General features: G+C 66.1%; 20 protein-coding genes. 16 read left to right on the top strand and 4 right to left on the bottom strand.

Annotated elements, in window-relative coordinates:
- Positions 1–47: 47 nt before the first annotated feature.
- The 9 genes from BKA10_RS12435 to BKA10_RS12395 all read left to right on the top strand — a co-directional run bounded on the left by BKA10_RS12435 (position 48) and on the right by BKA10_RS12395 (position 9,903).
- Positions 48–1,103, top strand: a complete 1,056-nt coding sequence (locus BKA10_RS12435; RefSeq protein WP_206686885.1) for an ABC transporter permease — start codon at positions 48–50, stop codon at positions 1,101–1,103.
- 80 nt (positions 1,104–1,183) lie between these two features.
- On the top strand, positions 1,184–2,182 hold the full coding sequence (locus BKA10_RS12430) for a substrate-binding domain-containing protein (protein WP_183500175.1): 999 nt from the start codon (positions 1,184–1,186) through the stop codon (positions 2,180–2,182).
- Position 2,183: 1 nt separating this feature from the next.
- Complete coding sequence (locus tag BKA10_RS12425) at positions 2,184–3,734, top strand: sugar ABC transporter ATP-binding protein (RefSeq protein ID WP_345047996.1); 1,551 nt, start codon at positions 2,184–2,186, stop codon at positions 3,732–3,734.
- A 15-nt stretch (positions 3,735–3,749) separates the two neighbouring features.
- Positions 3,750–4,388, top strand: a complete 639-nt coding sequence (locus BKA10_RS12420; RefSeq protein ID WP_183500173.1) for a KpsF/GutQ family sugar-phosphate isomerase — start codon at positions 3,750–3,752, stop codon at positions 4,386–4,388.
- A 19-nt stretch (positions 4,389–4,407) separates the two neighbouring features.
- Positions 4,408–5,913: a xylulokinase gene (gene xylB, locus BKA10_RS12415; RefSeq protein ID WP_183500172.1), complete on the top strand. Its 1,506-nt coding sequence runs from the start codon at positions 4,408–4,410 to the stop codon at positions 5,911–5,913.
- The gene (locus BKA10_RS12410) at positions 5,910–6,548 is read left to right on the top strand and encodes a transaldolase family protein (RefSeq protein WP_308221575.1); all 639 of its coding nucleotides are present in this window, start codon (positions 5,910–5,912) and stop codon (positions 6,546–6,548) included. The genes xylB and BKA10_RS12410 overlap by 4 nt, the downstream gene beginning before the upstream one ends.
- A gap of 2 nt (positions 6,549–6,550) precedes the next feature.
- Entirely contained in the window at positions 6,551–7,570 is a 1,020-nt protein-coding gene (locus tag BKA10_RS12405; protein ID WP_183500170.1) for a Gfo/Idh/MocA family protein, read from the top strand.
- A gap of 85 nt (positions 7,571–7,655) precedes the next feature.
- Entirely contained in the window at positions 7,656–7,955 is a 300-nt protein-coding gene (locus BKA10_RS12400) for a hypothetical protein (protein WP_183500169.1), read from the top strand.
- Between the two features lie 889 nt (positions 7,956–8,844).
- The gene (locus BKA10_RS12395) at positions 8,845–9,903 is read left to right on the top strand and encodes a DMT family transporter (protein ID WP_308221576.1); all 1,059 of its coding nucleotides are present in this window, start codon (positions 8,845–8,847) and stop codon (positions 9,901–9,903) included.
- Between the two features lie 151 nt (positions 9,904–10,054).
- Here BKA10_RS12395 and merA read toward each other — a convergent pair whose 3' ends face one another.
- A complete protein-coding gene (gene merA / locus BKA10_RS12390) occupies positions 10,055–11,431 on the bottom strand; it encodes a mercury(II) reductase (protein WP_183500168.1) in 1,377 nt (458 codons plus the stop codon).
- A gap of 101 nt (positions 11,432–11,532) precedes the next feature.
- Between merA and BKA10_RS12385 the strand changes: the two genes are divergently transcribed.
- On the top strand, positions 11,533–11,922 hold the full coding sequence (locus tag BKA10_RS12385; protein WP_183500167.1) for a heavy metal-responsive transcriptional regulator: 390 nt from the start codon (positions 11,533–11,535) through the stop codon (positions 11,920–11,922).
- Positions 11,923–12,325: 403 nt separating this feature from the next.
- Here the strand turns inward: BKA10_RS12385 and BKA10_RS12380 are convergent, their stop codons facing one another.
- The 3 genes from BKA10_RS12380 to BKA10_RS12370 are packed head-to-tail and all read right to left on the bottom strand — an operon-like array spanning position 12,326 to position 14,372.
- A complete protein-coding gene (locus BKA10_RS12380; RefSeq protein WP_183500166.1) occupies positions 12,326–13,045 on the bottom strand; it encodes a cation efflux transmembrane domain-containing protein in 720 nt (239 codons plus the stop codon).
- Positions 13,006–13,362, bottom strand: a complete 357-nt coding sequence (gene cmtR, locus BKA10_RS12375) for a Cd(II)/Pb(II)-sensing metalloregulatory transcriptional regulator CmtR (protein WP_183500165.1) — start codon at positions 13,360–13,362, stop codon at positions 13,006–13,008. Before cmtR ends, BKA10_RS12380 begins: the two co-directional genes overlap by 40 nt.
- 26 nt (positions 13,363–13,388) lie before the next feature.
- Positions 13,389–14,372 (bottom strand): arsenic resistance protein, encoded by a 984-nt coding sequence (locus BKA10_RS12370; protein WP_183500164.1) that lies wholly within the window; start codon positions 14,370–14,372, stop codon positions 13,389–13,391.
- A gap of 1,273 nt (positions 14,373–15,645) precedes the next feature.
- Here BKA10_RS12370 and BKA10_RS12365 point away from each other — a divergent pair.
- From BKA10_RS12365 to BKA10_RS12340, 6 genes are all read left to right on the top strand, one after another.
- A complete protein-coding gene (locus tag BKA10_RS12365) occupies positions 15,646–16,062 on the top strand; it encodes a DUF6153 family protein (RefSeq protein WP_183500163.1) in 417 nt (138 codons plus the stop codon).
- 106 nt (positions 16,063–16,168) lie between these two features.
- A complete protein-coding gene (locus BKA10_RS12360; RefSeq protein ID WP_241740159.1) occupies positions 16,169–16,765 on the top strand; it encodes a DUF305 domain-containing protein in 597 nt (198 codons plus the stop codon).
- 66 nt (positions 16,766–16,831) lie between these two features.
- Positions 16,832–17,674 (top strand): F510_1955 family glycosylhydrolase, encoded by an 843-nt coding sequence (locus BKA10_RS12355; RefSeq protein WP_241740205.1) that lies wholly within the window; start codon positions 16,832–16,834, stop codon positions 17,672–17,674.
- Between the two features lie 81 nt (positions 17,675–17,755).
- Positions 17,756–17,965 carry a heavy-metal-associated domain-containing protein gene (locus tag BKA10_RS12350; protein WP_183500161.1) on the top strand — a complete coding sequence of 70 codons (210 nt, stop codon included), beginning with the start codon at positions 17,756–17,758 and terminating at the stop codon, positions 17,963–17,965.
- 170 nt (positions 17,966–18,135) lie between these two features.
- A complete protein-coding gene (locus tag BKA10_RS12345; protein WP_248199271.1) occupies positions 18,136–18,900 on the top strand; it encodes a DUF8832 domain-containing protein in 765 nt (254 codons plus the stop codon).
- Between the two features lie 29 nt (positions 18,901–18,929).
- Positions 18,930–21,230 carry a heavy metal translocating P-type ATPase gene (locus tag BKA10_RS12340; RefSeq protein ID WP_183500159.1) on the top strand — a complete coding sequence of 767 codons (2,301 nt, stop codon included), beginning with the start codon at positions 18,930–18,932 and terminating at the stop codon, positions 21,228–21,230.
- Positions 21,231–21,244 lie beyond the last annotated feature (14 nt).

Raw genomic sequence — 21,244 nt, 5'->3', positions numbered from 1 at the left:
CGGCTGCAGGGAGACAGAGGACGATGCGTCGACGCATACCAAATGAGATGGGCATCGCGGCTGTGCTGGTCTTGGTCGTGATCGCGTTCAGCCTCCTCTCACCGAACTTCCGCACTCTGGAAAACGCTCAAGTCCTGCTACTCAACGGTGCAGTGATCGCATTCCTAGCACTCGGACAGACGTTCGTGCTCCTCACGGGTGGCATCGATCTCTCCACCGGCTCAAACGTCGCGCTGACTGGCATGATTGCCGCTCTTTCCATGCAGGCGGGCTTGCCGTGGTGGGCGGCCGTGCTTATCGCCATTGCCACCGGGTTGTTCGTTGGGTCCATCAATGGCGCGCTGATCTACTACCTGAAACTGCCTCCCTTCATCGTGACCTTCGCGACGTTCGGCGTCGCCGCGAGCATTCCGCTCATCCTCACCGGCGGCGGGTCGGTGAACGTCGCCGACCCGTTCTTCGCCATCATCGGTCGAGGTTCGATCTACGGCATCCCGATGCCAGTCATCCTCGTCGCTGTCGCGGCGATCATCTTCGGCTTCCTGCTGCGATTCACCGCAACCGGCGTGCATATTTACGCCGTCGGCGGAAACGCTGAGACGAGCCGCTTGGCGGGTGTCAACAGCGGCCTCATCATCCTCCTCGTCTACGCACTCAGCGGTCTGTGCGCCGCGATGGGCGGGCTCATCGTGACGAGCCGGCTCATGGTCGGATACCCCAGCGCCGGATCCGGCAACGAACTCTTCTACTCCATCGCTGCGGCAGTCGTCGGCGGTGTCAGCCTGTTCGGCGGCATCGGATCAATCAGCGGCGCACTGCTCGGAGCCGTCCTCATTGCGACCGTCTCCAACGGCATGAACGTCGTAGGCGTGCAGAGCTACTGGCAGCCGCTCGTCATCGGCCTCATCATCCTCGGCGGCGTCATCATCGACACCCACCGACGTCAACTCTCCTTCGCCGCCCTCCTCGGCCGGTTCCGGCGTTCACCGGGGCAGGACTCGACCCCCGGCAGCGGGACGACCGCTACGGCCTTGGCGGCTCCCTCGACCGGATCGACGGTGCCCGCAGACGCCACAGCTGGGCCTACACCGTCCACCCACTAACCAGACCCGGCGGGAAGGGCCGACTCGCCACAAAAACCACCAGGCTCACCACACAGCACCACCGCAAACAAGGAGCAATCATGCGACGACGCATCACACTGACAGCCGCGGCAGCGGGCATCCTCCTGCTGCTCACCGGCTGTTCCGGCGCCATTGACACCGGCGCAGGCACAGCACCCACCGCATCTGATGGGTCGATCCCGCGACCCGCCGCGTGCGACGAGGACACCCCGTACATCGCGGTTGCCCTCCCCAACCTCACCAACCCCTACTACATCGCCATGAAACAGGGCTTCGAGGAACAGGGCGAAGAGCAGGGCTTCGAGGTCGAGGTCCAGGTCGCGGACGACGACGACGCCGCACAGCTATCCCAGGTGCAGTCGATGCTGCAGAAAAAGCCGTGCGCCCTAGCCCTCAACGCCGTGAAGTCAGAGCCCGCCGCGGCAATCGTCAAAGCCGCGAACGACGCGGGTGTTCCCGTGTTCACGGTCAACGTGATCGTCTCACCGGAGTCTCTGGAGGCGCAAGGCGCTTCGATCGTGCAGTACCTCGGCGCAGACAACGCCGCAGGCGGCACGCAGATGGCCGAACAGGTGCTCACGGACATGGGGGCCGACGCGGCACTCAACATCGGTTTCGTCACCGAGCCCGACGAGGTTCCGACGGTCCAGCGCGATGAGGGCTTCGAAGCCGGCATTGCGTCCAATGCGAACGCGAAGGTGGTCGCAAAGGTCGACGGCAACGTGAAGCCGGATGACAGCCTGGCCGCGACGACCGAAATGCTCAGCGGAAACCCCGACATCAATGTCATCTTCGCCAGCACCGGCCCGGGCACTTATGGCGCCCTGCAGGGTCTTGAAGGGCACCCCGACGTGCAGCTCTACGGTTTCTGCGCCTCGGAAGAGCCGCTCACCGGCCAGTACATGGGCTGTGTCGCTCAGGAGCCCGAATCGTACGGACAGCAGGTTATCGACCAGATCCGCGGCTGGGTCGACGGTGACACCCCTGAGCCCGAGATCCTGCTCCCGCTGAAGATGTTCGTCTCCGGCGAGACCCCCGCACCGGGCGAGGTCGGCTGACATGGCGGCGATGGATGCGGCCACCGGTGCCGCGATGGATGGAGCGGCCGGATCAGGCCTCGAAGTCCGGGATGTCGTCATGAGCTACTCGGGCGTGACGGTGCTGAAGGGCGTGTCCATCGCCGTCCGACCCGGTGAGGTGATCGGCCTGGTCGGCCACAACGGCGCCGGCAAATCGACCCTCATGCGTGTCATCTCCGGAGCGATCAAACCGGTCTCCGGTGCGGTCCTCCTCGACGGGGAGCCGAAAACTCTCGGCTCCCCGATCGACGCCCTCGATGCCGGTATCGCGACGGTGTACCAGGAGCTATCGCTTCTGCCGAACCTCACCGTTTCGCAAAACGCATTCCTCGGACACGAGCGGTCCCGGGGGGGCCTTCTCAGCAAGGACCAGATGCGCGAGCGGACTCGGGCGCTCACCACCGAGTTCGGTCTGGACGTCGACCCCGACGCCAAGGTCGGCAGCTATCCGGTCGCCACTCGGCAGCTGCTGGAGATCGCGATCGCTACCCACCGAAACGCCCGCTTCCTGCTGCTCGACGAGCCGACGACGAGCCTCGAGGGCGCTCAAGTCGACAGATTCCTCGAGATCGTGAAGTCGCTGTCTTCTCGCGGCATCGGCATCATCCTCGTCGACCACAAGCTCGAGGAGCTGTACGCCGTGGCGTCCCGAGTCGTTGCCCTGGTCGACGGAGAAGTCCGGATCGATGCCAACGTGAGCGAAGTCTCCCGGCAGGATGTCATCACGGCGATCGCCGGAGAAGATGCCCTTGAGCTCATCGGACGTCAGGCACGTGTCCCTCAACAAGCGGTTGAGTCGACCCGCCCGGTCACTGTGGCCGTCGAAAGACTACGTACCGGCGCGCTCTCTGACGTGACCCTGCGCGCCCACGAAGGGCGAGTTCTTGGCATCTACGGGCTCGTCGGCTCGGGTCGCACGGAGCTGCTTCGAACGCTCGTGGGGCTGGACCCGATCAAGAGCGGAACGGTCACACTGTTCGAGAAGCCATTCGCCCCGCGTGGACCGCACGACGCGATGAAAGCAGGCGTCGTCTACGTGACCGAAGAGCGCAAGGTCGACGGCATCGTTCCGCAACTCGACTCGTCCATCAACGCGCTTCTGCCCGTGCTGCGCCGCGCCTACCGGTGGGGGAGGCTCGACCGCTCGCGGCTCAAAGGAATAGCCGCCGAATACATGGACCAGCTCAAGGTCAAAGGCAATCGCTCAGGACCGATCGAGCGACTCTCCGGCGGCAATCAGCAAAAGGTCTTGTTGGCCCGCGCATTGGCCCAGAACCCGAAAGTGCTCCTCCTGGATGAGCCCACCAAAGGCGTCGACCTCGGCGTGAAAGCCGACATCCATCACATGGTCCGTCGCCTTGCCCACGACAACGGGCTGACCGTCATCGTCGTCTCCAGCGAAGAGGAGGAGATCTGCGAGGTCTCCGACGACGTGCTCGTGATGAGCAACGGAACAGCCGACGGAACGCTCCTCAACCCTGACTCCCTGACACCGGCCTCGCTGCGTCACGCGGCGTGGGACGCTGCATAACCGAAAGGACCTCACATGTCCACGAATTCGACCCTTCTCGATGCTGCCCGGCTGGTCGTGCGCAACGAGGGCGCCGCAGTACTGGCAGTCGCGGACCAGATCGATGAGACCTTCATCGAGGTCGTCGACCTGCTCGAGAACTGCCGCGGAAAGGTCTTCGTGACCGGTTCGGGTACCTCCGGTGCTGTCGCGCGGCGCATGGCACACCTGCTCGCCGTCTGCGGAACACCATCCGTGTTCATTCACCCCATGGACGCGCTGCACGGCACGATGGGCGCCCTCGCCCCCGGCGATGTGCTCATCTCGATCTCCCGGGGCGGCGAGTCGAGCGAGATCAACGACTTCTCCACCCGGGCGCAGCGCCGCTCCGTCAAGGTGGTCGCGATCACGGCCGCGCCCTCGTCCAGCCTCGGCCGGCTGGCGGACCTCACGGTGACTCTTGCCACGGAAGGGGACGGCGACCCGGGCGGGGTCATTGCGATGGGAAGCACACTCGTGACCGCGGTGTGGGGCGACGCTCTCGCCAACATCCTGATGCGCCGCCGCGGCTACGGATGGGACCAGGTCCTCGAAACGCACCCCGCAGGGGCGGTGGGACTTATCACGGACCTTCCCGACCCGCTCGATCGCATCGACTCGCCCTCCCCGGCCTGATACCGCGCAGGATGAGCAGATGAGCATCGTTGCCGGCGTGGACAGCTCCACGCAGTCCTGCACGGTCGAACTCCGCGACGCCGACACCGGCATGCTTCGCGGTACGGGTCGCGCGCCGCATCCTGTCACGTTCCCCCCGGTGAGCCAACAGCACCCGGACGACTGGTGGAGAGCGTTCGAGAGCGCGTTCGGTCGTGCCGTCGAGGATGCCGGTGTGTCGGCACGAGAGATCGGGGCGATCAGCGTCGCGGCGCAGTGCCACGGATTGGTTCTGCTCGGCAGTAACGGACGGCCGTTGCGCCGCGCGAAGCTGTGGAACGACACCGAGTCCGCTCCGCAGGCGAAGCAGATGGTAGAAGAGTTGGGCAGCGGCGCGTGGGCTGATGCCATCGGGTCCGTCCCCACGGCGGCGTTCACGATCACCAAGCTGGCCTGGATCGCCGAAAACGAGCCGTACTTGCTCGACATGGTGAGCAAAATCCTCGTGCCGCACGATTACCTCACGTACCGTCTGGCCGGTCGTGCGGTCACGGACCGATCGGATGCATCGGGTACTGGGTATTACGCCGCACATCAGGGGCGGTGGCGGGTGGATCTGCTCGACCAATTCGTCGCCCGTGGCCTCGACTGGGCCTCCTTCCTCCCTGAGGTCCTCGGACCGAACGAGCTCGCAGGCCGGATCCTCCCCGACGTCGCCGCGTCCTTCGGTCTGCGATCCGACGTCATCGTCGGACCCGGAGCCGGCGATCAGCACGCTGGAGCCCTCGGCGTGGGCGTCCGGGAAGGAGATGTTGTCTACAGCCTCGGCACATCCGGGGTGGTCTTCACCGAATCATCGTCGCCCGTCTTCGATCATCGCGGCGACGTAGATGGAGTCGCCGACGCTGCCGGCGGATACCTGCCGCTCGCCTGCACACTCAACTCGACCAAGGTGACCGACTCCGTCGCAAGATGGCTCGGGGTGTCCCTCGACGAGCTTGCCGCACTCGCGCTCGAGGCGCCGGACAGTGACGATCGGCCGGTGTTCCTCGCGTACCTCGATGGCGAGCGGACCCCGAACCGCCCGGACGCCACCGGTCTACTTGGCGGCCTGACGACCGCGACGACCCGCGCACAGATCGCCCGCGCAGCATTCGAAGGAGTCCTGTTCGGCATCGTCAGCGGGCACGACGCGATCCGGTCAGCGGGCGCACCAGCCGACGGCTCCGTAACCGCCGTCGGCGGGGGATCAAAGTCCCCGGCGTACCGCCAATTCCTCGCCGACATCCTGCAGACCCCGGTGCTCACGAAGGACCTCTCGGAGGCGACCGCCCGCGGCGCCTGCATCCAGGCCGCCGCCGTACTCGCAGTGGGGGACGTCGCCGAAGTGCGCGACGCGTGGGCGCCTGCCACCACCACGTCAACCCCGCCACGCGAGGACCGCTACGGGGTGACGCGCGCGCGATACCGCGCACTTGTCGACGGGCCAGGCCTGGCGCGACAGCAGTCCGAATCCCAAACTCGAGTGTCGGAGGAAGCGCTGTGAAGCTGTATGCGGACAGCGCGGATATCGACACCGTGATCGCCCTGCTCGAAGATCACATCATCACCGGCGTCACCACGAACCCCACCATCCTTCAGAAGGACGGGCATCGCCCACGCAACATCCCGGATCTGCATCGACGATTCACGGACGCTGGCGCGGAGGAAATCTTCTTCCAAGCGACGGGCGCAACCCGGGCAGAGATGCAGGGGAACGCGGCGGAGATTCGTGGGCTTGGTGACCGCGTCATCGTGAAGATTCCGGCAACGGCGATCGGGTTCCGTGTTGCCGCAGAATGCGCCCGTGCAGGAGCACCCGTGCTGCTCACCGCGGTCTACACCATCGCCCAGGCTGTGGCAGCGGCGTCCATCGGCGCGCGCTACATCGCCCCCTACTTCGGACGCCTCGATGACTCGGGCCTGGACGCGCTCGACGTGGTGGGCAGCATGCACCGTGCGATAGCCGGATCCGGAACGAACGTGCTCGTGGCAAGCGTGCGCACTCCCACAGTCGCTGCAAATCTTGCTCTCGCAGGGATCGGGCACATCACGGCTCATCCATCCGTCATCGAGGCGATGCTCGTCGACCCGGCAAGCGACGCGGCTGCCGTCGACTTCGAAGCGGCGGCCCGGGTGTAGCCATGATCGATGAGATGCCGCAGCTCAGGGTCGGCGTGATCGGAACAGGACCTATCACCCAACGGTTCGCCGACGCTGTGCGCGCAGTGAATGGAATCCAACTGTCGGCCGTGTACTCGAGGGACGCAGAAAGGGGAGCTATCGCGGCGGACCGGTTGGGTGCGTCGGGATCTGTCACGAGCCTCGCCGCGCTCCTCGAGTCAGACCTCGTGGACGCGGTGTACATCGCGACGCCGAACGCGATCCACGCAGACCAAGTGCGAAGCGCGCTCGAAGCCGGTAAACACGTGCTCGTCGAAAAGCCGGCGGTTCAGACCGCGGCACGGTGGCGGCAGCTTGTCGAGCTTGCGGAGGAGCGCAACGTCGTGCTGATCGAGGCGATGCGCACCGCCTACGACCCAGGCACCCTTCTTCTCAGAGAGCTCCTGCCGCAGGTGGGGCCGATTCGTCAGGTCCTTCTCCGGCACATCTCGCGTTCCGCCCGGTACGACCTCGTCCTGGAAGGGCACCAGGTCAACATCTTCGATCCGGAGATGGGCGGCGGCGCCCTGCGTGATCTCGGCGTTTACTGCGTGCACACCATGACAAGCCTGTTCGGAATGCCACGGCGGATCAGCGCAGCATCCGTAGTCGTCAACTCGGGCGCTGACGGAGCGGGAGCTGCACTGGCCACCTACGACGAGTTTGTGGTGTCGCTCGAATACTCGAAGATCACGACCTCGCGGGCGCCGAGTCAGATCAGCGGCGAGGCGGGCACGCTCTCAATTGACCACATCGCAAGTCCGCGGCTGATCGAGTTTGAGCGCCATGGCGGCGGAGTCGCTCGACATGTGGTGTCCGAGGCGCAGCACACCCTGATTGGTGAAGTCGAGAGATTCGTCCGACTCGTCGTGGACGGCGGCGACGCCACGGTCGAACAGCGCGCGACCGGAACCTCGCTTGACGTGATGGAGGCCGTCGAATGGTCAGAAAAATCCGGACGCACATTCGACTTCCGTGATCGGGAGTCGTCAGCGTGCTAGCGGTGTCTTCGAGCGCCGAAGTAGCGCACGGCGCTGCGATCCGGAGCCTGAAGCGGCACATGCGCTCGGTGAGATACTCAATGGCGTGGTGACCCCCGTTGCGCGTGACAAGGAACTCTCGAAGGCTCTCTTCGGCAGTTCTCATATGCACGCCGTCATCGTCGCCATCTCGGACATCGACTCCGACGACTTTTCGGCCCCACAGATCATGGAGTTGACCGGTCTGGCCGCGAGCAGCGTGCACACGCTCATCACTCGGCTACTCCGTGCGGGTCTCATCGCGAAGTCCGGTGGCTTGCCTGGGGAGCGCACCATTCTCTATCGGCGCGAGGAAACGAACGCGCTCGAAGCACTTGCTCGGCTGGGCGTTCGCGTCGCGACCTGATCCTCTGCGCGGCAAAGCGAAAATGGTCGGTGGGATTATGCAAGGTTCACCAGGATCCGACCGCCCTGCGCTACTTTTCGTAATCGCAAACTAGACCGGTCGGTATCGCGGTTTACGAAAGAATCATCGGGATCCGCCACTCGTGCAAACGGCAATAGATCCGCCAAGCGCGATCTTCAGCCTCCCGCAAGGACCCAACGGCATCGGGATCCGGTTGTCTTCGGCGCCCGATGTTGCCCCAGATTCTCAGACCGCTCTCCTCGTCACTTTCATGCACTACTTTTCGTATTCGCAAAGTAGACCGGTGGGTATCGCGTTTTGCGAAAAGATCATCGGGATCCGACACGCTACTGTAGGGATCGCTCAGACATGTCCGTTGCCTGGCGGAGATCCGCGGTCTCCAGGAGAGAAATGTCCGCCGGCCGCGTGGCACTGTGCCGCGAGAAATGTCTATCACGTCGGTGTGGCGGATTGGCGCCGGTGGCGTTCGACATTTCGACCGAAGGTTCCAACGAAGATTGCCACCGCAAAAGCGACCGCGACCATGCTGTTCAATGTACTAAGGTCAGCGGTTGGCGATTCGTCGAGAATCGTTATTATGTCCAATAGACAGAACTCGATGTGCGAAACTCGCAAATAGTGAACTTCCTGGCAACTCCCCCAGTCCAGGTCGCAGCCCCCTTTCATCTGCGATTCCTTAACGTCTTGGTCGTGCAGCTGCGGTGGTGGACCGGCTATCGGACATGTCGGGTCACGGGAAGGAGGGGGTTCACCGGTCCGCGCTCTTGAGCGCTGGACGCGGAAGCGGCGCCGTCAGTCTGCACCGCCCAGTTCCGTGCGATCTCCCGACGAGGCCCACGGTCATTTCGACCACGCGTACCTTGGAATCGTGCGACTGACTTCTCTGCGCAACCCCGGCGTGCGGGCCGCACTCGTGGCCGCACTGCTTTTCGGCGCGGGCACACCGATCGCGAAGCTGCTGCTGGCTGATGTAGGCCCGTGGATGCTCGCCGGGCTCCTCTACCTGGGGTCGGGGATCGGGCTCGGCGTGTACCGTTTGATTCGCCGACCGGCCCGGGTTCATCTCGAGCGACGCGAGCTGCTGCCCCTGGCTGGGGCTGTGTTCTTTGGCGGTGTGCTCGGCCCGGTTCTGCTGATGTTCGGTCTGGTCGGGATGCCGGCGTCCGGGGCATCGCTTCTCCTGAACGCGGAAGGCGTCGCGACGGCGCTGCTGGCGTGGTTCGTGTTCAAGGAGAACTTCGATCGGCGGATCGCACTCGGCATGGCCGCGATCGTCGCGGGTGCCGTCGTGCTCTCCTGGCCCGGCCAGGCGGACTTCACCGGGATCCTCCCCACCCTCGCGATTCTCGGCGCATGCCTGGCCTGGGGGCTCGACAACAACCTGACCCGCAAGGTGGCGCTGCACGACGCGACGTGGCTCGCCGCCGTGAAGGGTCTGGTCGCGGGACCGGTGAATCTCGCCCTCGCGTTCCTCCTGGGCGCTTCCCTCCCTCCGCTGCTCAACATCGGCGCCGCGATGATGACCGGGCTGTTCGCGTACGGCATCAGCCTGGTGCTGTTCATCGTCGCCCTCCGTCACATCGGCACCGCCCGCGCGGGTGCGTACTACTCGATCGCCCCCTTCTTCGGCGCCATCCTGGCGATTGCTCTGGGCGACCCGATCACCATCCCGCTGATCATCGCGGGAGTGCTCATGGCCATCGGGGTGTGGCTGCACCTGACCGAGCGGCACGAGCATCCGCACACGCACGAGCCGCTCGAACACGACCACTGGCACACCCACACCGACGCGCACCACGACCATGAACACGAGATGCCAGTGGCCGCTGGCACCCGCCACCGGCATCCCCACGTTCACGCAGAGTTGACCCATGCGCACGAGCACTACCCCGATAGCCACCACCGGCACTCCCACCGGACCGAATAGGGGGCGCTGCCGGCGCTCAGACCTTTCGAGCAACTGGAGGTGACTGTCGCTCTCAACGAGACGAGCGACCACTCATCCTCGCGTTTGTCATCCTGAAGCCGCAGGGGCAGGACAGCAAATCGGGCATGGCAGCGTACTTGCGTGGCGTCGGTCAGGCGCAGCAGGAGGTGGGCAGTTCGTTGCGGAAGAGGTTCGCGGTGAGTCGGATGCCCTCGGCCATGGTGAGGTAGGGGGCCCAGGTGTCGGCGAGTTGGGTCACCGTGAATCCAGCGTTGATCGCGTAGGTGGCCGCGAGCATCATCTCGCCGGCACTGTCGGCGAGGGCGTGGATGCCGAGGACTCTGCCGGTGTCCGCTTCGGCGACGATCTTGATGCCGCCTCTGGTGTCATGGTTCACGATGGCTCGTGGTACGTCCGACAGGCGCAGGTACCGGCAGGCGCATCGGTGTCCGGCGGCGACCGCTTCTGCTTCGGTGAGGCCGGCGGAGGCGAGTTGCGGTGAGGTGAACAGCACCGAGGGCAGACCGGTGTAGTCGACGTGCTCGTGGTGGCCGAGGGCGTTGCGTGCTGCGATCTTGCCGGTCATGGCTGCGACGTAGACGTACTGGGGCACGTCGGTGACGTCGCCGGCGGCGAACACGGTGGGGTTGGAGGTGCGCTGTTCGTCGTCGACGACGATGAAGCCGTCCTCGTCGGTCGCGACGCCGGCAGCGGCCAGGTTCAGCCGGTCCGTTCGCGGGGTGCGTCCGGTGGCGATCAGAACCCGTTGCCCGGTTGCCTCCTTGCCGGTGCGTGTGACCACCCGCACCGCTTCGCCCTCATGGCTGATGCGTTCCGCGCGATCGTTGATCACGGTGATCCCGTCGGCGAGGAGGGCCTTGCGGAGTTCGGAGGAAAGTTCGGGTTCGGCGTGCGGGGCGAGCCTGCCGACGATGGTGACGCTCACGCCCAGGCGCGCGAAGAGCTGAGCCTGCTCGAGTCCGACAAAGCCGCCGCCGATCACGACGAGTGATGTCGGCAGGGCGGTCAGCTCCATCGCGGTGGTGGAGGTGAGGTAGTCGACGTGCTCGATACCGGGAATGGTGGGGATCTGTGGCTCGGCGCCGGTGGCGATGAGATAGGACGTGGCGCGCACCGGCTGTCCGGCGACGAGCAGCGTGGTGGGGCTGGTGAACGTGGCCGTGCCGGGGATGATGTCGAACCCGTAGGCGGCGGCGATGTCGGCGTACTTGGTCTGTCGGAGCATGTCGACCAGGTCGTCCTTCTGTCGGACGAGCGCACCGAGGTCGACGGGTCCTGCGGTCGTGGCCGCGCCGCGGAACGGGTTGGTGCGGGCGTCGTGTCGGGCGTGGGCGGCGGCCAGGAGCGTCTTCGATGGCACGCAGCCCACGTTCACGCAGGTGCCACCGAGGGTGCCGCCTTCGATCGCGACGACGCTTGCGCCTTCGAGCCGGGCGTGGATCGCGGCGGACATCGCCGCACCACCGGTGCCGATGACGGCGAGGTCGAACTCGGTGAGATGCGTCATGGTGTCTCCTTCTCGGTGGAGCGGCGATGTGTCGGGTCCACGTGCGACAGAATGGACCTTCAAGCACACTTGAAGGTCAAGTTCGAAGAGAGGATCGGGTCATGCGGATTGGGGAGCTCGCGGAGCGGGCGAAGACCAGGCCATCGACGCTGCGCTATTACGAGGAACGTGGCCTGCTCCAGCCACCCGGCCGAACACCAGCGGGCTACCGCAGCTACGGCGAGGAATCGGTGCGGCGGCTCCAGTTCATCGACCGTGCCCGTGCGGCTGGATTCACGCTTACCCAGACCGCGGCGATCCTTCAGATTCGCGATGCCGGTCACTCGCCCTGTACCCACGTCCGTGACCTTCTCGACAGGCGACTAACCGAGGTCGACGAACAGATCGAACAGCTTCGCCTGCTCCGGGCCAACATCGTCGAACTCCGGGAAGGCGCCGACGACGTACGTGCCCAGATCTGTACTCCCGATGACGTCTGCAGCTTCCTCTGACGACCCGTATGGCCACCGCAGAAAATCGAACCGGCAAGCACAGCTGCTCCTGCTGCGGGCGAAGCCTGCCACGCCGCCGCCTGCACGCCTTGCACGACTCAGCGTTCATCTGCCGGCGATGCGCGTTGTGGATCGCGTTCCGGATCCGCGGCGACTCCGACTAACTCCTCCCCACCTGCTCGCTCGGAGCGTCCCGTTCCCAGGCGACGCTCGGGGCGAAGCGCCGGGATAAGCGCTGGGCGGTGGAACCTCGAGCCGCTCGACGGCTCCTCATCGGTGCGTTCTGGAATACCCACTCGAATGGGGATGCCGCGGACGCGGAGGGGGCTTGGATTCGCCCAAGCCCCCTCCGGTGTGTCAGCAGCACTGGTCGTCACACAGCTCAGGCGGGCAAGCCTGCGGGTCACAACAGTCCATCAGACACCTCCTTCCACGCGTCGGATCGGTCCTCCTCGAGGTGATCGAGAACGTCGACTAGCGACTCGATATCTCCGCGCCATGCTTCGATTCCTTCGCGGATCGCCAGGGCCGCGATCACGAGGGCGGCGATCGAGTCCGCCCACACCCAGCCGAACAGGCTGTTGAGCAGCAGCCCGATCAGCACCGTGCCGGAAAGGTAGACGCACAGCATCAGTTGCTTCGCATCCGCCTGCACACTGCGGGAGCCGAGTTCGCGACCGGTGCGGTATTCGAGCCACGCCAACACGGGCATCACGACCAGGCTGAGCACGGCGATGCCGATCCCGACGGGACTGTGGTGGACCGGCTCGACGCCGGTCAGCGCGAGAACCGCATCAACAGTGATGTACGCGGCCAACGCGAAAAACGCGATGCCGATCGCGCGAAGAGTGGGCTTCTCCCACCGCTCGGGGTCTTTCCGAGTGAACTGCCAGGCCACCGCGGCGGCCGAGAGCACCTCCACGGCCGAATCCAGTCCGAACCCGATCAGGGCGGCAGAGGATGCTGCCGCGCCCGCCCAGATGGCGACGATGCCTTCGAGCACGTTGTAGGTGATCGTGAAACCGACGATCCACCGCACCCGACGATGCAGCGTCGCCCGGCGCGTTTCCGTCACCGACGCGCTCACGGCGCGACCTGATCGCAACAGCCGGGAACCGGGCATGCCGGATCCACACAGGGGGCGTTCTCGTCGACGGCCAGTGTCACATCGAGCAGGGCGGTGAGGGCGTGGGAGAGATGTGGGTCGGCGATCTCGTACCGCGTCTGCCGGCCCTCCGGCTGGGCGACCACGATCCCGCAGTCGCGTAGGCATGCCAGGTGGTTCGACACGTTGGACCGGGTGAGGTCCAGCTGCCGGGACAGTACCGCTGGGTAGCTGGGACCGTCCACCAGCGTCATCAGGATCCGTGAACGGGTCGGGTCGGCCATGGCGCGACCCAGACGGTTCATCACATCGAGACGAGAGGCAATAGTCAGCACACACTGACTATACAGTTGCGGCTGACCTATGCGCCAGCAGACGAACCAACAGGTGCGCGGATCAGTCGCGGCACCAGTGCCACCATGACCACCATCGCCAGCAGCTCGACGAGGGTCTGGGTGACGACGACCAGCGGGGTGAGGGCGAAGGATGCCGGCAAGGAGAGAGCGAGCGGCAGCACCACGAGCGAGTTCCGTGTGACCGCACCGAAAACGATGGCGCGTCGTCCCGGCACATCCAATCGGGCTCGGCGCCCGGCGAACGCGCCCAGTGGTGCGACGACGAGCACGAACGCGATGAAGATCGGTACGACGGTCAGCAGTTGGCCCAGGGCTCCGCTGACCTGAAACACCTGGGAGCCGACAACCACCGCCAGGGTCAGCATCATCAGCGGGACCACCAATGCGAGCATTCCCCGCTCGACTGCCCGGCCCGCACGAAACCGCTTGGCGAGAAGTTGAGTGAGCGTCGCCAGTGCCAGCGGGAGCAGGATTAGCAGCAGGAACGCCTCCACGAACGGACGCACATCCCACGCCGCGGCGACTTCCGGGCCGGCCATCAACCACAGGTAGGGCGGCAGCAGCAGGATCTGCAGGATCATCAGCAGCGGGGTTGCGGCGAGCAGCCGGTCGCGCGCCCCACCGGCAAGACCGGCGAAGACGACCACGTAGTCCACACACGGGGTCAGCAGCACCAGCAACACCCCAACCAGGAGCGCCTGATCGCCGGCGACGAAACGGCTCAGCCCGAACACCACGACGGGAACGAGGACGAAGTTCACCACCAACAGCGCGCCGAGGAATCGACCGTCCCGGAACGCACCACCGATCCTGGCGAAGGGCACCCCCAGAAACGTCGCGTAAAGCAGCACCCCCAGCACAGGGGTGATCGCCAACTCCAGCGCAGGACCGAGGCGTGGGGCGAGCAGCCCGGTGGCCGCGCCAACCATGATCGCCACCAGATAGAGAACGACCTGATGTCGCTCCCACCACGCGATAGCGGCCCGCATACCCCCAGCATGTCGCCGCGGCCGCCGACTTCCCAATCGGACTATCCAGTTCGAGGTCGATGGCGTCCCATTCGCGGTGCACGCTCTCGTTGGTGGCGTGCCCTGCGTGGTCGGCGGCGACCTGGACGCGCTGGGCGGCTTCCCACAGGGTTGCGAGAGTGGCACGCGGAGCGAGCCGCACATCGGGTGCGGTGGTGATCTGCGGCTCGCTCATGGTGGTCAGTCCTCGGAGGTCTTCTGCAGGGTGTCGACGATGGTGATCGTCTCGGCGGTGGTGATCGTGACGTGTGGGCCAGCGTGTAACCAGACCGCCCGTACTGGTTCAGGTCGTCCTCCCGTCGCATGAGCAACCGGCCGGTGTCCTGCTGCCCGTTCTCCTCGTTGGTGACGGTCGTGCGGACCGTGACGAAATCGCTCTTGGTCATCTCTTCTTCTCCCTCAACGTTTTCCCGGCGTCGGGCCGGACACGTAGTGGCGGTGCCAGCGGGGGCGGCGTAGTGCCCGGAGGGAGCGGTTGCTAAGCGGAGCCCGGAGCGCAGCGGAGGGTGGAGTCTGCAAATAGCGATGGGAGGGAACGGAGCCGATAGAGCTGGCTTAAGGCTCGGAGTTTCCCGCTCGACCTCGGGATAGTCAAAGGCAGTGCCGCGGAGGCTCGTTCAGATGGCCGCAAGCCGGCTGCCCCTCCCCCGCGGCCACGATGCGGGGCTGCTCTGAAATCACTGTGACCCGATGGACAGCGCCTCCGTGTCGCGGCTACAGGTGCGTGAAGGGCGCTCACGAGGGGCGTGGACCGTGCGAGGGGTATCCGCCGTCAGACACGGCTGGGGTCCGGTCCTTGCTCGTGCGGGAACACGAGACGGCAGGGCCAACCGCATTGTTGATCCGAGCCCAACATATTGGGCCACTGCGGAACCAGGCACGGGGATTACCCCCGAACCCGCCAGCTCAAAGAGGGCGCCCTCGTTGCCTGACGTAGGTAGGACGGCTACAGCATACGCCCGACGCCGGGATGAACATCGGCGGCCGACCGCGCCATATCACCGACGGCGACGTGTATCCGTATGCCCAACATGTGAGCGCCTGTCGCGTGGAACGGCGCTGCGATCGAGGTGCAGGACGCACTTGATCGGCTGCCGGACGAAGACGCCGAACTCGTCAGACTCACATATTGGTACAGCCTTCCCCTCCCACGAGGCGGCGGCTGTCCTGGGTATCAGCGCTCGGAGTTCGGCGAATACCCTAGAGGGGTAAGCTCAGGCTCGGAGCAGAATAGATGACTGTCAGAATGTCGATGCGTGCACGCTGGGTGAAGCAACTCGGCGGGTGGTCGCTTCCGGCGTTGCTCGCCGCATTGCTCATTACGGGACTTCTCGGCATGCACGCGCTGTCGTCGACGCACGGCGAAGCCGCGATCGGTTCGGTGACTATTGCTGACCACGGTCAGGTCGCGTCGTCGTCGGATGTTGAACCGGACGGCTCATGCTCGACGTGTGAGGCAGACGGTGGTCACGACGCGCTACTGATGGCCTGTGTCCTGGCCCTTCTCGGCACCCTGCTGCTGGCTGCGGTTTCAAACCCAGGTCTGCTGCGCCCTCGCGGTCCAACGGTCGTTGCCTTGTCAGTTCGACCAACCTCTTCGCGCCGGCCCAAGCGTCCGTCCCTCATAGAGCTGTCGATCAGTCGCACGTGATGTGCGCTCGCCTGGCCTCATGTGCCGGGACTTGCGTTGCGCCCGCGTCGCGGGCGCGTTCACCTTATTCGACTGAGAAGGACAGATTGATATGAAGAAGTTTCGTATGGCCGCGTTCGCGGCCGCTCCGATCGCTCTCGCGCTGGTGCTCGCCGGCTGCTCTGGCACCGGGAACGACTCCGGAACCCCGGGGACGACCCAGGGTGGCGGGTCCTCGGCGTCGCCGTCCGTGACGGTGCAGGGCGATTTCAACATGGCGGACTCGATGTTCGCGATGATGATGATCCCGCATCACGAGCAGGCGATCGAGATGAGCGACGTGATCCTCACCAAGAACGACATCGACCAACGGGTGCTGGAACTTGCGCAACAGGTCAAGGACGCGCAGGGGCCGGAGATCGAGCTGATGCAGAGCTGGCTGGATGCGTGGGGGGTGCCATCGTCCGGGAACATGGGCGGCATGGACCACGGTGACGGGATGATGTCGCAAGAGGACATGGGCGCGTTGGATGCCGCCGACGGGCCGGAGGCGGCGCGCCTGTTTCTGGAGCAGATGATCATGCACCACGAGGGTGCGATTGAGATGGCGCAAGCTGAGCTCGAGGATGGCACCAACCCTGACGCGCTGGCCCTCGCGCAGACGATCATTGACGCGCAGAACGCCGAGATCGCCACGATGCAGGATCTGCTCACCCGGATCTGACGCACCAGGTGAGGGGCGCCGCGGCATACGGCGCCCCTCACCCCGACTGGACTGGAAGGGGTGCGCATGCGCATTCGACACCGCGCGGCAACGGCCATCGCCGCAATCATCACCGTTCCTCTCGCTGTCGCCGGATGCGCTGCCGCGCCGCCGTCGACCGGAGCCGAACATGCCAGTCTTCCCGCCCATGTGCATGGGATCGTGATCGACCGGGCGACCGGCGATCTGTTGCTGGGCGCCCACGACGGGATCTACACGGCCTCAGCCACGGGCGATGGCTTCTCGCGTGTCGGGAAGGTCGGGTTTGACGCGATGGGACTGACGTCGACTGGCGATGCGCTCATCGCGTCGGGGCATCCGGGGCCGAACGCTCCGGAGGAATGGGGGGAACCGAACCTGGGGATCATCCGCAGCACGGATGGCGGCCGCACCTGGGATCCGGTGGCGTTCACGGGCGAAAAGGACTTCCACGCTCTCGCCGCCGCCACCGACGGCACCACCTACGGGATCGCGGTCGACAGTGCCGATTTGCTGCGCAGCAATGACGCAGGCGCTACCTGGGAGCTGACCGGCGCATCACCGCGGGCACTGGCGCTCACGGTGGACGTCGACGGTCGAGTCATCGCCGGCACGCCGGACGGGCTGAAATGGAGCGCAGACCGGGGCGAGTCGTTTGCAGCGTGGGACGGTGCCCCTGCGATGTACACGCTCGCCGCTTCGCCGAACGGTGGGTTGCTGGTCGGAGTCGACGCGAACGAGCAGATCTGGACGACCACCGCGGGCGCCACGCGGTGGCGCCCGATCGGATCCGTACACGGTGCCGCGCAAGCGATCGCTGTCACCGACGCCGGGGACGTGATCGTCGTCGACGACAGCGGCCTCACGACTCTTCCGTCGATTGGCTCCTGAGATCGGAATACCCCTCGTGGGTATGAAGTTGTACACTCATGGTACCCCCATCGGGTATCTCGGACACGAAAGGTGAGATCAATGGCTACGACGGAGTTTCAGGTGACGGGCATGACCTGCGGGCATTGCGAGAAGTCGGTGCACGGTGAAGTATCCAAGCTCTCCGGCGTGGAGGGTGTGGACGTGAGTGCGCGGACCGGCAAGCTCATCGTGTCGTCTTCCGCGCCGGTCGACGCGGCCGCGGTGGTCGCGGCGGTCGATGAGGCCGGCTACCAGGCGGTACCGGCCTGATGCACACCGCCGCTCGCCTGGCCCTGTTCGGGGTTGGGCTGGTGGCGGTCTTCGGCGTCGCCGGGATAGGAGCGCGCGCCCTTGTCCCCTCTGACACGGTCGCCGCCTGGACGCAATCCGCAAAGGAGCCCATGATACAAGACCACGCCACCAGTCCCACCGCTCACAGCGTGGGAGGACTGTCCGTCGAGCAGTCCGGGTACCTGCTGGACACCGTCACGGCACCGGCTGCCGTCGGGGCGCGCGGCGTGTTGTCGTTCCGGGTTCTAAACCCGGACGGCGCACCGCTCACGGAATACGCGGTCGACCATGAGAAGGATCTGCATCTGATCGTGGTCCGCTCCGATGGGACCCAGTTCCGGCACGTCCACCCGACTCGCGACCGGGACGGCACCTGGTCGACACCGTGGACGTGGGAAGCTGCCGGCAGCTACCGGGTGTACGCCGACTTCCGCACCTCCGATGGGGGCGAGCCGGTCGACGTGACCCTCACCCGCACCGTCGAGGTCCCCGGCCCGTACACACCGGCTGTTGTCGCTGTCAAGTCTTCGACGACGGTCGATGGGTACGAGGCTGCGGTCACCGGCGCGCTGCAGGCTGGCGTCGCGTCGAAACTCACGATCTCGGTGACCAAGGATGGATCCCCGGTGACGGCGCTGCAGCCGTACCTCGGGGCGTTCGGTCATCTGGTGGCTTTGCGGGTCGGTGACCTCGCCTACCTGCACGTCCATCCCGAAGGTGACACCCCCGCGGCCGGGCAGACCGCGGGACCAGAGGTCGTCTTCATCGCCGAAGCGCCGACGGCGGGCAGATATCTGCTGTTCTTCGACTTCCAGGCCGACGGGCAGGTCCGCACTGCGGCGCTCACGGTCGACGCGGCCGCAGTTGGATCTGCCGATTCCGGTACGGGTGCGGGCCACGGCGCCGACCACTGAGGACGTTCGGGATGGCTGAGGAGCACGAGATGACGACAATGGACACCGGGCAGGCGCGAATCGAGTTGGCGATCGGCGGGATGACCTGCGCGTCCTGCGCGATGCGGATCGAGAAGAAGCTGAACAAGCTCGACGGGGTGACCGCCACGGTGAACTACGCCACCGAGAAGGCCCAGGTCACCGCCCCGGCCACCCTCGACCCGGCCACGCTGATCACCGAGGTGGAGAACACCGGCTACACCGCCGTCCTCCCCACCCCACCCACCGACGACACTTCCACCGAAGACGAGCCGGGCGAGGATTCGGAACTGCGCAGCCTGCGGCACCGGCTGATCGGCTCGGTTGTGCTGTCGGTGCCGGTGATCCTGCTCGCGATGATCCCCGCCCTGCAGTTCCCGTACTGGCAGTGGCTGTCTCTTGTCCTCGCCGCCCCGGTGGTGGTGTGGGGGGCGTGGCCGTTCCACCGTGCCGCGTGGATGAACCTGCGCCACGGTGCGGCGACGATGGACACCCTGATCAGCGTCGGCACCTCCGCGGCGTTGCTGTGGTCGGTATACGCCCTGTTCTTCGGCACCGCCGGAACCCCGGGGATGACGCACCCGTTCACCCTGACGATCGCGCCCAGCGACGGCGCCGGGAACATCTACCTCGAGGTCGCCGCCGGGGTGACCATGTTCGTCCTGGCCGGCCGGTACTTCGAGAAGCGCGCGAAACGACAGGCCGGCGCCGCGTTGCGGGCGCTGCTCCAGCTCGGCGCGAAAGACGTCGCCGTGCTCCGCGACGGGATCGAGACCCGCATCCCGACCGCGGAGCTCCGCGTCGGTGACGAGTTCATCGTCCGCCCTGGAGAGAAGATCGCCACCGACGGCGTCATCACCTCCGGCTCCTCCGCGGTGGACCAGTCGATGCTCACCGGCGAATCCGTCCCGGTCGAGGTCTCGGAGGGTGACACCGTCACCGGCGCCACCGTCAACGCCGGCGGGCGGCTGATCGTCCGCGCCACCCGGATCGGATCTGACACCCAGCTCGCGCAGATGGCGCAGCTGGTCGAAGACGCCCAGTCCGGGAAAGCGGAGGTGCAGCGGCTCGCGGACCGGATCTCCGGGGTGTTCGTCCCGATCGTGATCGGGATCGCGGTCGCCACCCTCGGCGCATGGATCGGGGCCGGGTTCCCCCTCAGCGCCGCGTTCACTGCCGCGGTCGCGGTGCTCATCATCGCCTGCCCGTGCGCCCTCGGGCTCGCGACCCCGACCGCGCTGCTGGTCGGCACCGGCCGCGGCGCCCAGATGGGCATCCTGATCAAGGGACCGGAGATCCTCGAATCCACCCGCCGAGTCGACACCATCGTGCTGGACAAGACCGGCACCGTCACCACCGGGAAGATGACCGTCCTCGACGTGATCCCCGCCACAGGCGAAACCCGCGAGGACGTGCTGCGGCTGGCGGGCGCGGTGGAGGACGCCTCCGAGCACCCCATCGCTCAGGCCATCGCCAAGGCCGCAACCCAGCAGACCGGGCCGCTGTCTGCGGTGGAGTCGTTCCAGAACATCGAAGGACGAGGCGTCACCGGCATCGTCGACGGACACGCGGTACTCGTCGGCCGCACCAGCCTCCTCGAGGACTGGGCCATCCACCCCGGCGACACCTTCATCGCCGCGAAGACCGCCGCGGAAGCCCATGGGCAGACCGCCGTGCTGGTCGGCTGGGACGGCGCCGCGCGCGGTGTGCTGGTTGTCGCCGATCAGGTCAAACCGACCAGCGCCCACGCGATCACCCAGTTTCGGCAGCTGGGACTCACCCCGATCCTGCTCACCGGCGACAACGCCACCGTCGCCGCCCACATCGCCGCCCAGGTCGGCATCGACCAGGTGATCGCCGATGTCCTCCCCGCTGACAAGGTCGACGTGGTCACCGGCCTGCAAGCCGACGGGAAGGTGGTGGCGATGGTCGGCGACGGGGTCAACGACGCCGCAGCCCTCGCCCAGGCGGACCTGGGCATGGCGATGGGCACCGGCACCGACGTCGCGATCGAAGCCTCCGACATCACCCTGGTGCGCGGCGACCTGCGCGCCGCCGCTGACGCCATCCGCCTCGCACGCCGCACCCTCGGCACCATCAAGGGAAACCTGTTCTGGGCGTTCGCCTACAACACCGCCGCGATCCCGCTGGCCGCGTTCGGGCTGCTGAACCCGATGCTCGCCGGCGCCGCGATGGCGTTCTCCAGCGTGTTCGTGGTCGGCAACAGCCTCCGCCTGCGCCGCTTCCACTCCTACACCACCCCGACGGGCCGACACCGCGCCGCCCCCGACCGCGCGTTGCAGAGCGCCTGAGGTAAGGAACTTCG

Source organism: Microbacterium invictum (genome assembly GCF_014197265.1).
Lineage (GTDB): Bacteria > Actinomycetota > Actinomycetes > Actinomycetales > Microbacteriaceae > Microbacterium > Microbacterium invictum.
The sequence above is the reverse complement of the archived record's forward strand: the minus strand, read 5'-3'. Positions and strand labels throughout refer to the sequence as shown.

Excerpts from the sequence above, each read along its gene's own strand:
- BKA10_RS12385 (WP_183500167.1), top strand. The coding sequence starts at position 11,533 with ATGCGGATTGGGGAGCTCGCGGAGCGGGCGAAGACCAGGCCATCGACG.
- BKA10_RS12430 (WP_183500175.1), top strand. The coding sequence starts at position 1,184 with ATGCGACGACGCATCACACTGACAGCCGCGGCAGCGGGCATCCTCCTG.
- merA (WP_183500168.1), bottom strand. The coding sequence starts at position 11,431 with ATGACGCATCTCACCGAGTTCGACCTCGCCGTCATCGGCACCGGTGGT.
- BKA10_RS12370 (WP_183500164.1), bottom strand. The coding sequence starts at position 14,372 with ATGCGGGCCGCTATCGCGTGGTGGGAGCGACATCAGGTCGTTCTCTAT.
- BKA10_RS12425 (WP_345047996.1), top strand. The coding sequence starts at position 2,184 with ATGGCGGCGATGGATGCGGCCACCGGTGCCGCGATGGATGGAGCGGCC.
- BKA10_RS12355 (WP_241740205.1), top strand. The coding sequence starts at position 16,832 with ATGCGCATTCGACACCGCGCGGCAACGGCCATCGCCGCAATCATCACC.
- xylB (WP_183500172.1), top strand. The coding sequence starts at position 4,408 with ATGAGCATCGTTGCCGGCGTGGACAGCTCCACGCAGTCCTGCACGGTC.
- BKA10_RS12365 (WP_183500163.1), top strand. The coding sequence starts at position 15,646 with ATGACTGTCAGAATGTCGATGCGTGCACGCTGGGTGAAGCAACTCGGC.
- BKA10_RS12435 (WP_206686885.1), top strand. The coding sequence starts at position 48 with ATGGGCATCGCGGCTGTGCTGGTCTTGGTCGTGATCGCGTTCAGCCTC.
- BKA10_RS12380 (WP_183500166.1), bottom strand. The coding sequence starts at position 13,045 with ATGCCCGGTTCCCGGCTGTTGCGATCAGGTCGCGCCGTGAGCGCGTCG.
- BKA10_RS12360 (WP_241740159.1), top strand. The coding sequence starts at position 16,169 with ATGGCCGCGTTCGCGGCCGCTCCGATCGCTCTCGCGCTGGTGCTCGCC.
- BKA10_RS12340 (WP_183500159.1), top strand. The coding sequence starts at position 18,930 with ATGACGACAATGGACACCGGGCAGGCGCGAATCGAGTTGGCGATCGGC.
- BKA10_RS12350 (WP_183500161.1), top strand. The coding sequence starts at position 17,756 with ATGGCTACGACGGAGTTTCAGGTGACGGGCATGACCTGCGGGCATTGC.
- BKA10_RS12405 (WP_183500170.1), top strand. The coding sequence starts at position 6,551 with ATGATCGATGAGATGCCGCAGCTCAGGGTCGGCGTGATCGGAACAGGA.
- BKA10_RS12420 (WP_183500173.1), top strand. The coding sequence starts at position 3,750 with ATGTCCACGAATTCGACCCTTCTCGATGCTGCCCGGCTGGTCGTGCGC.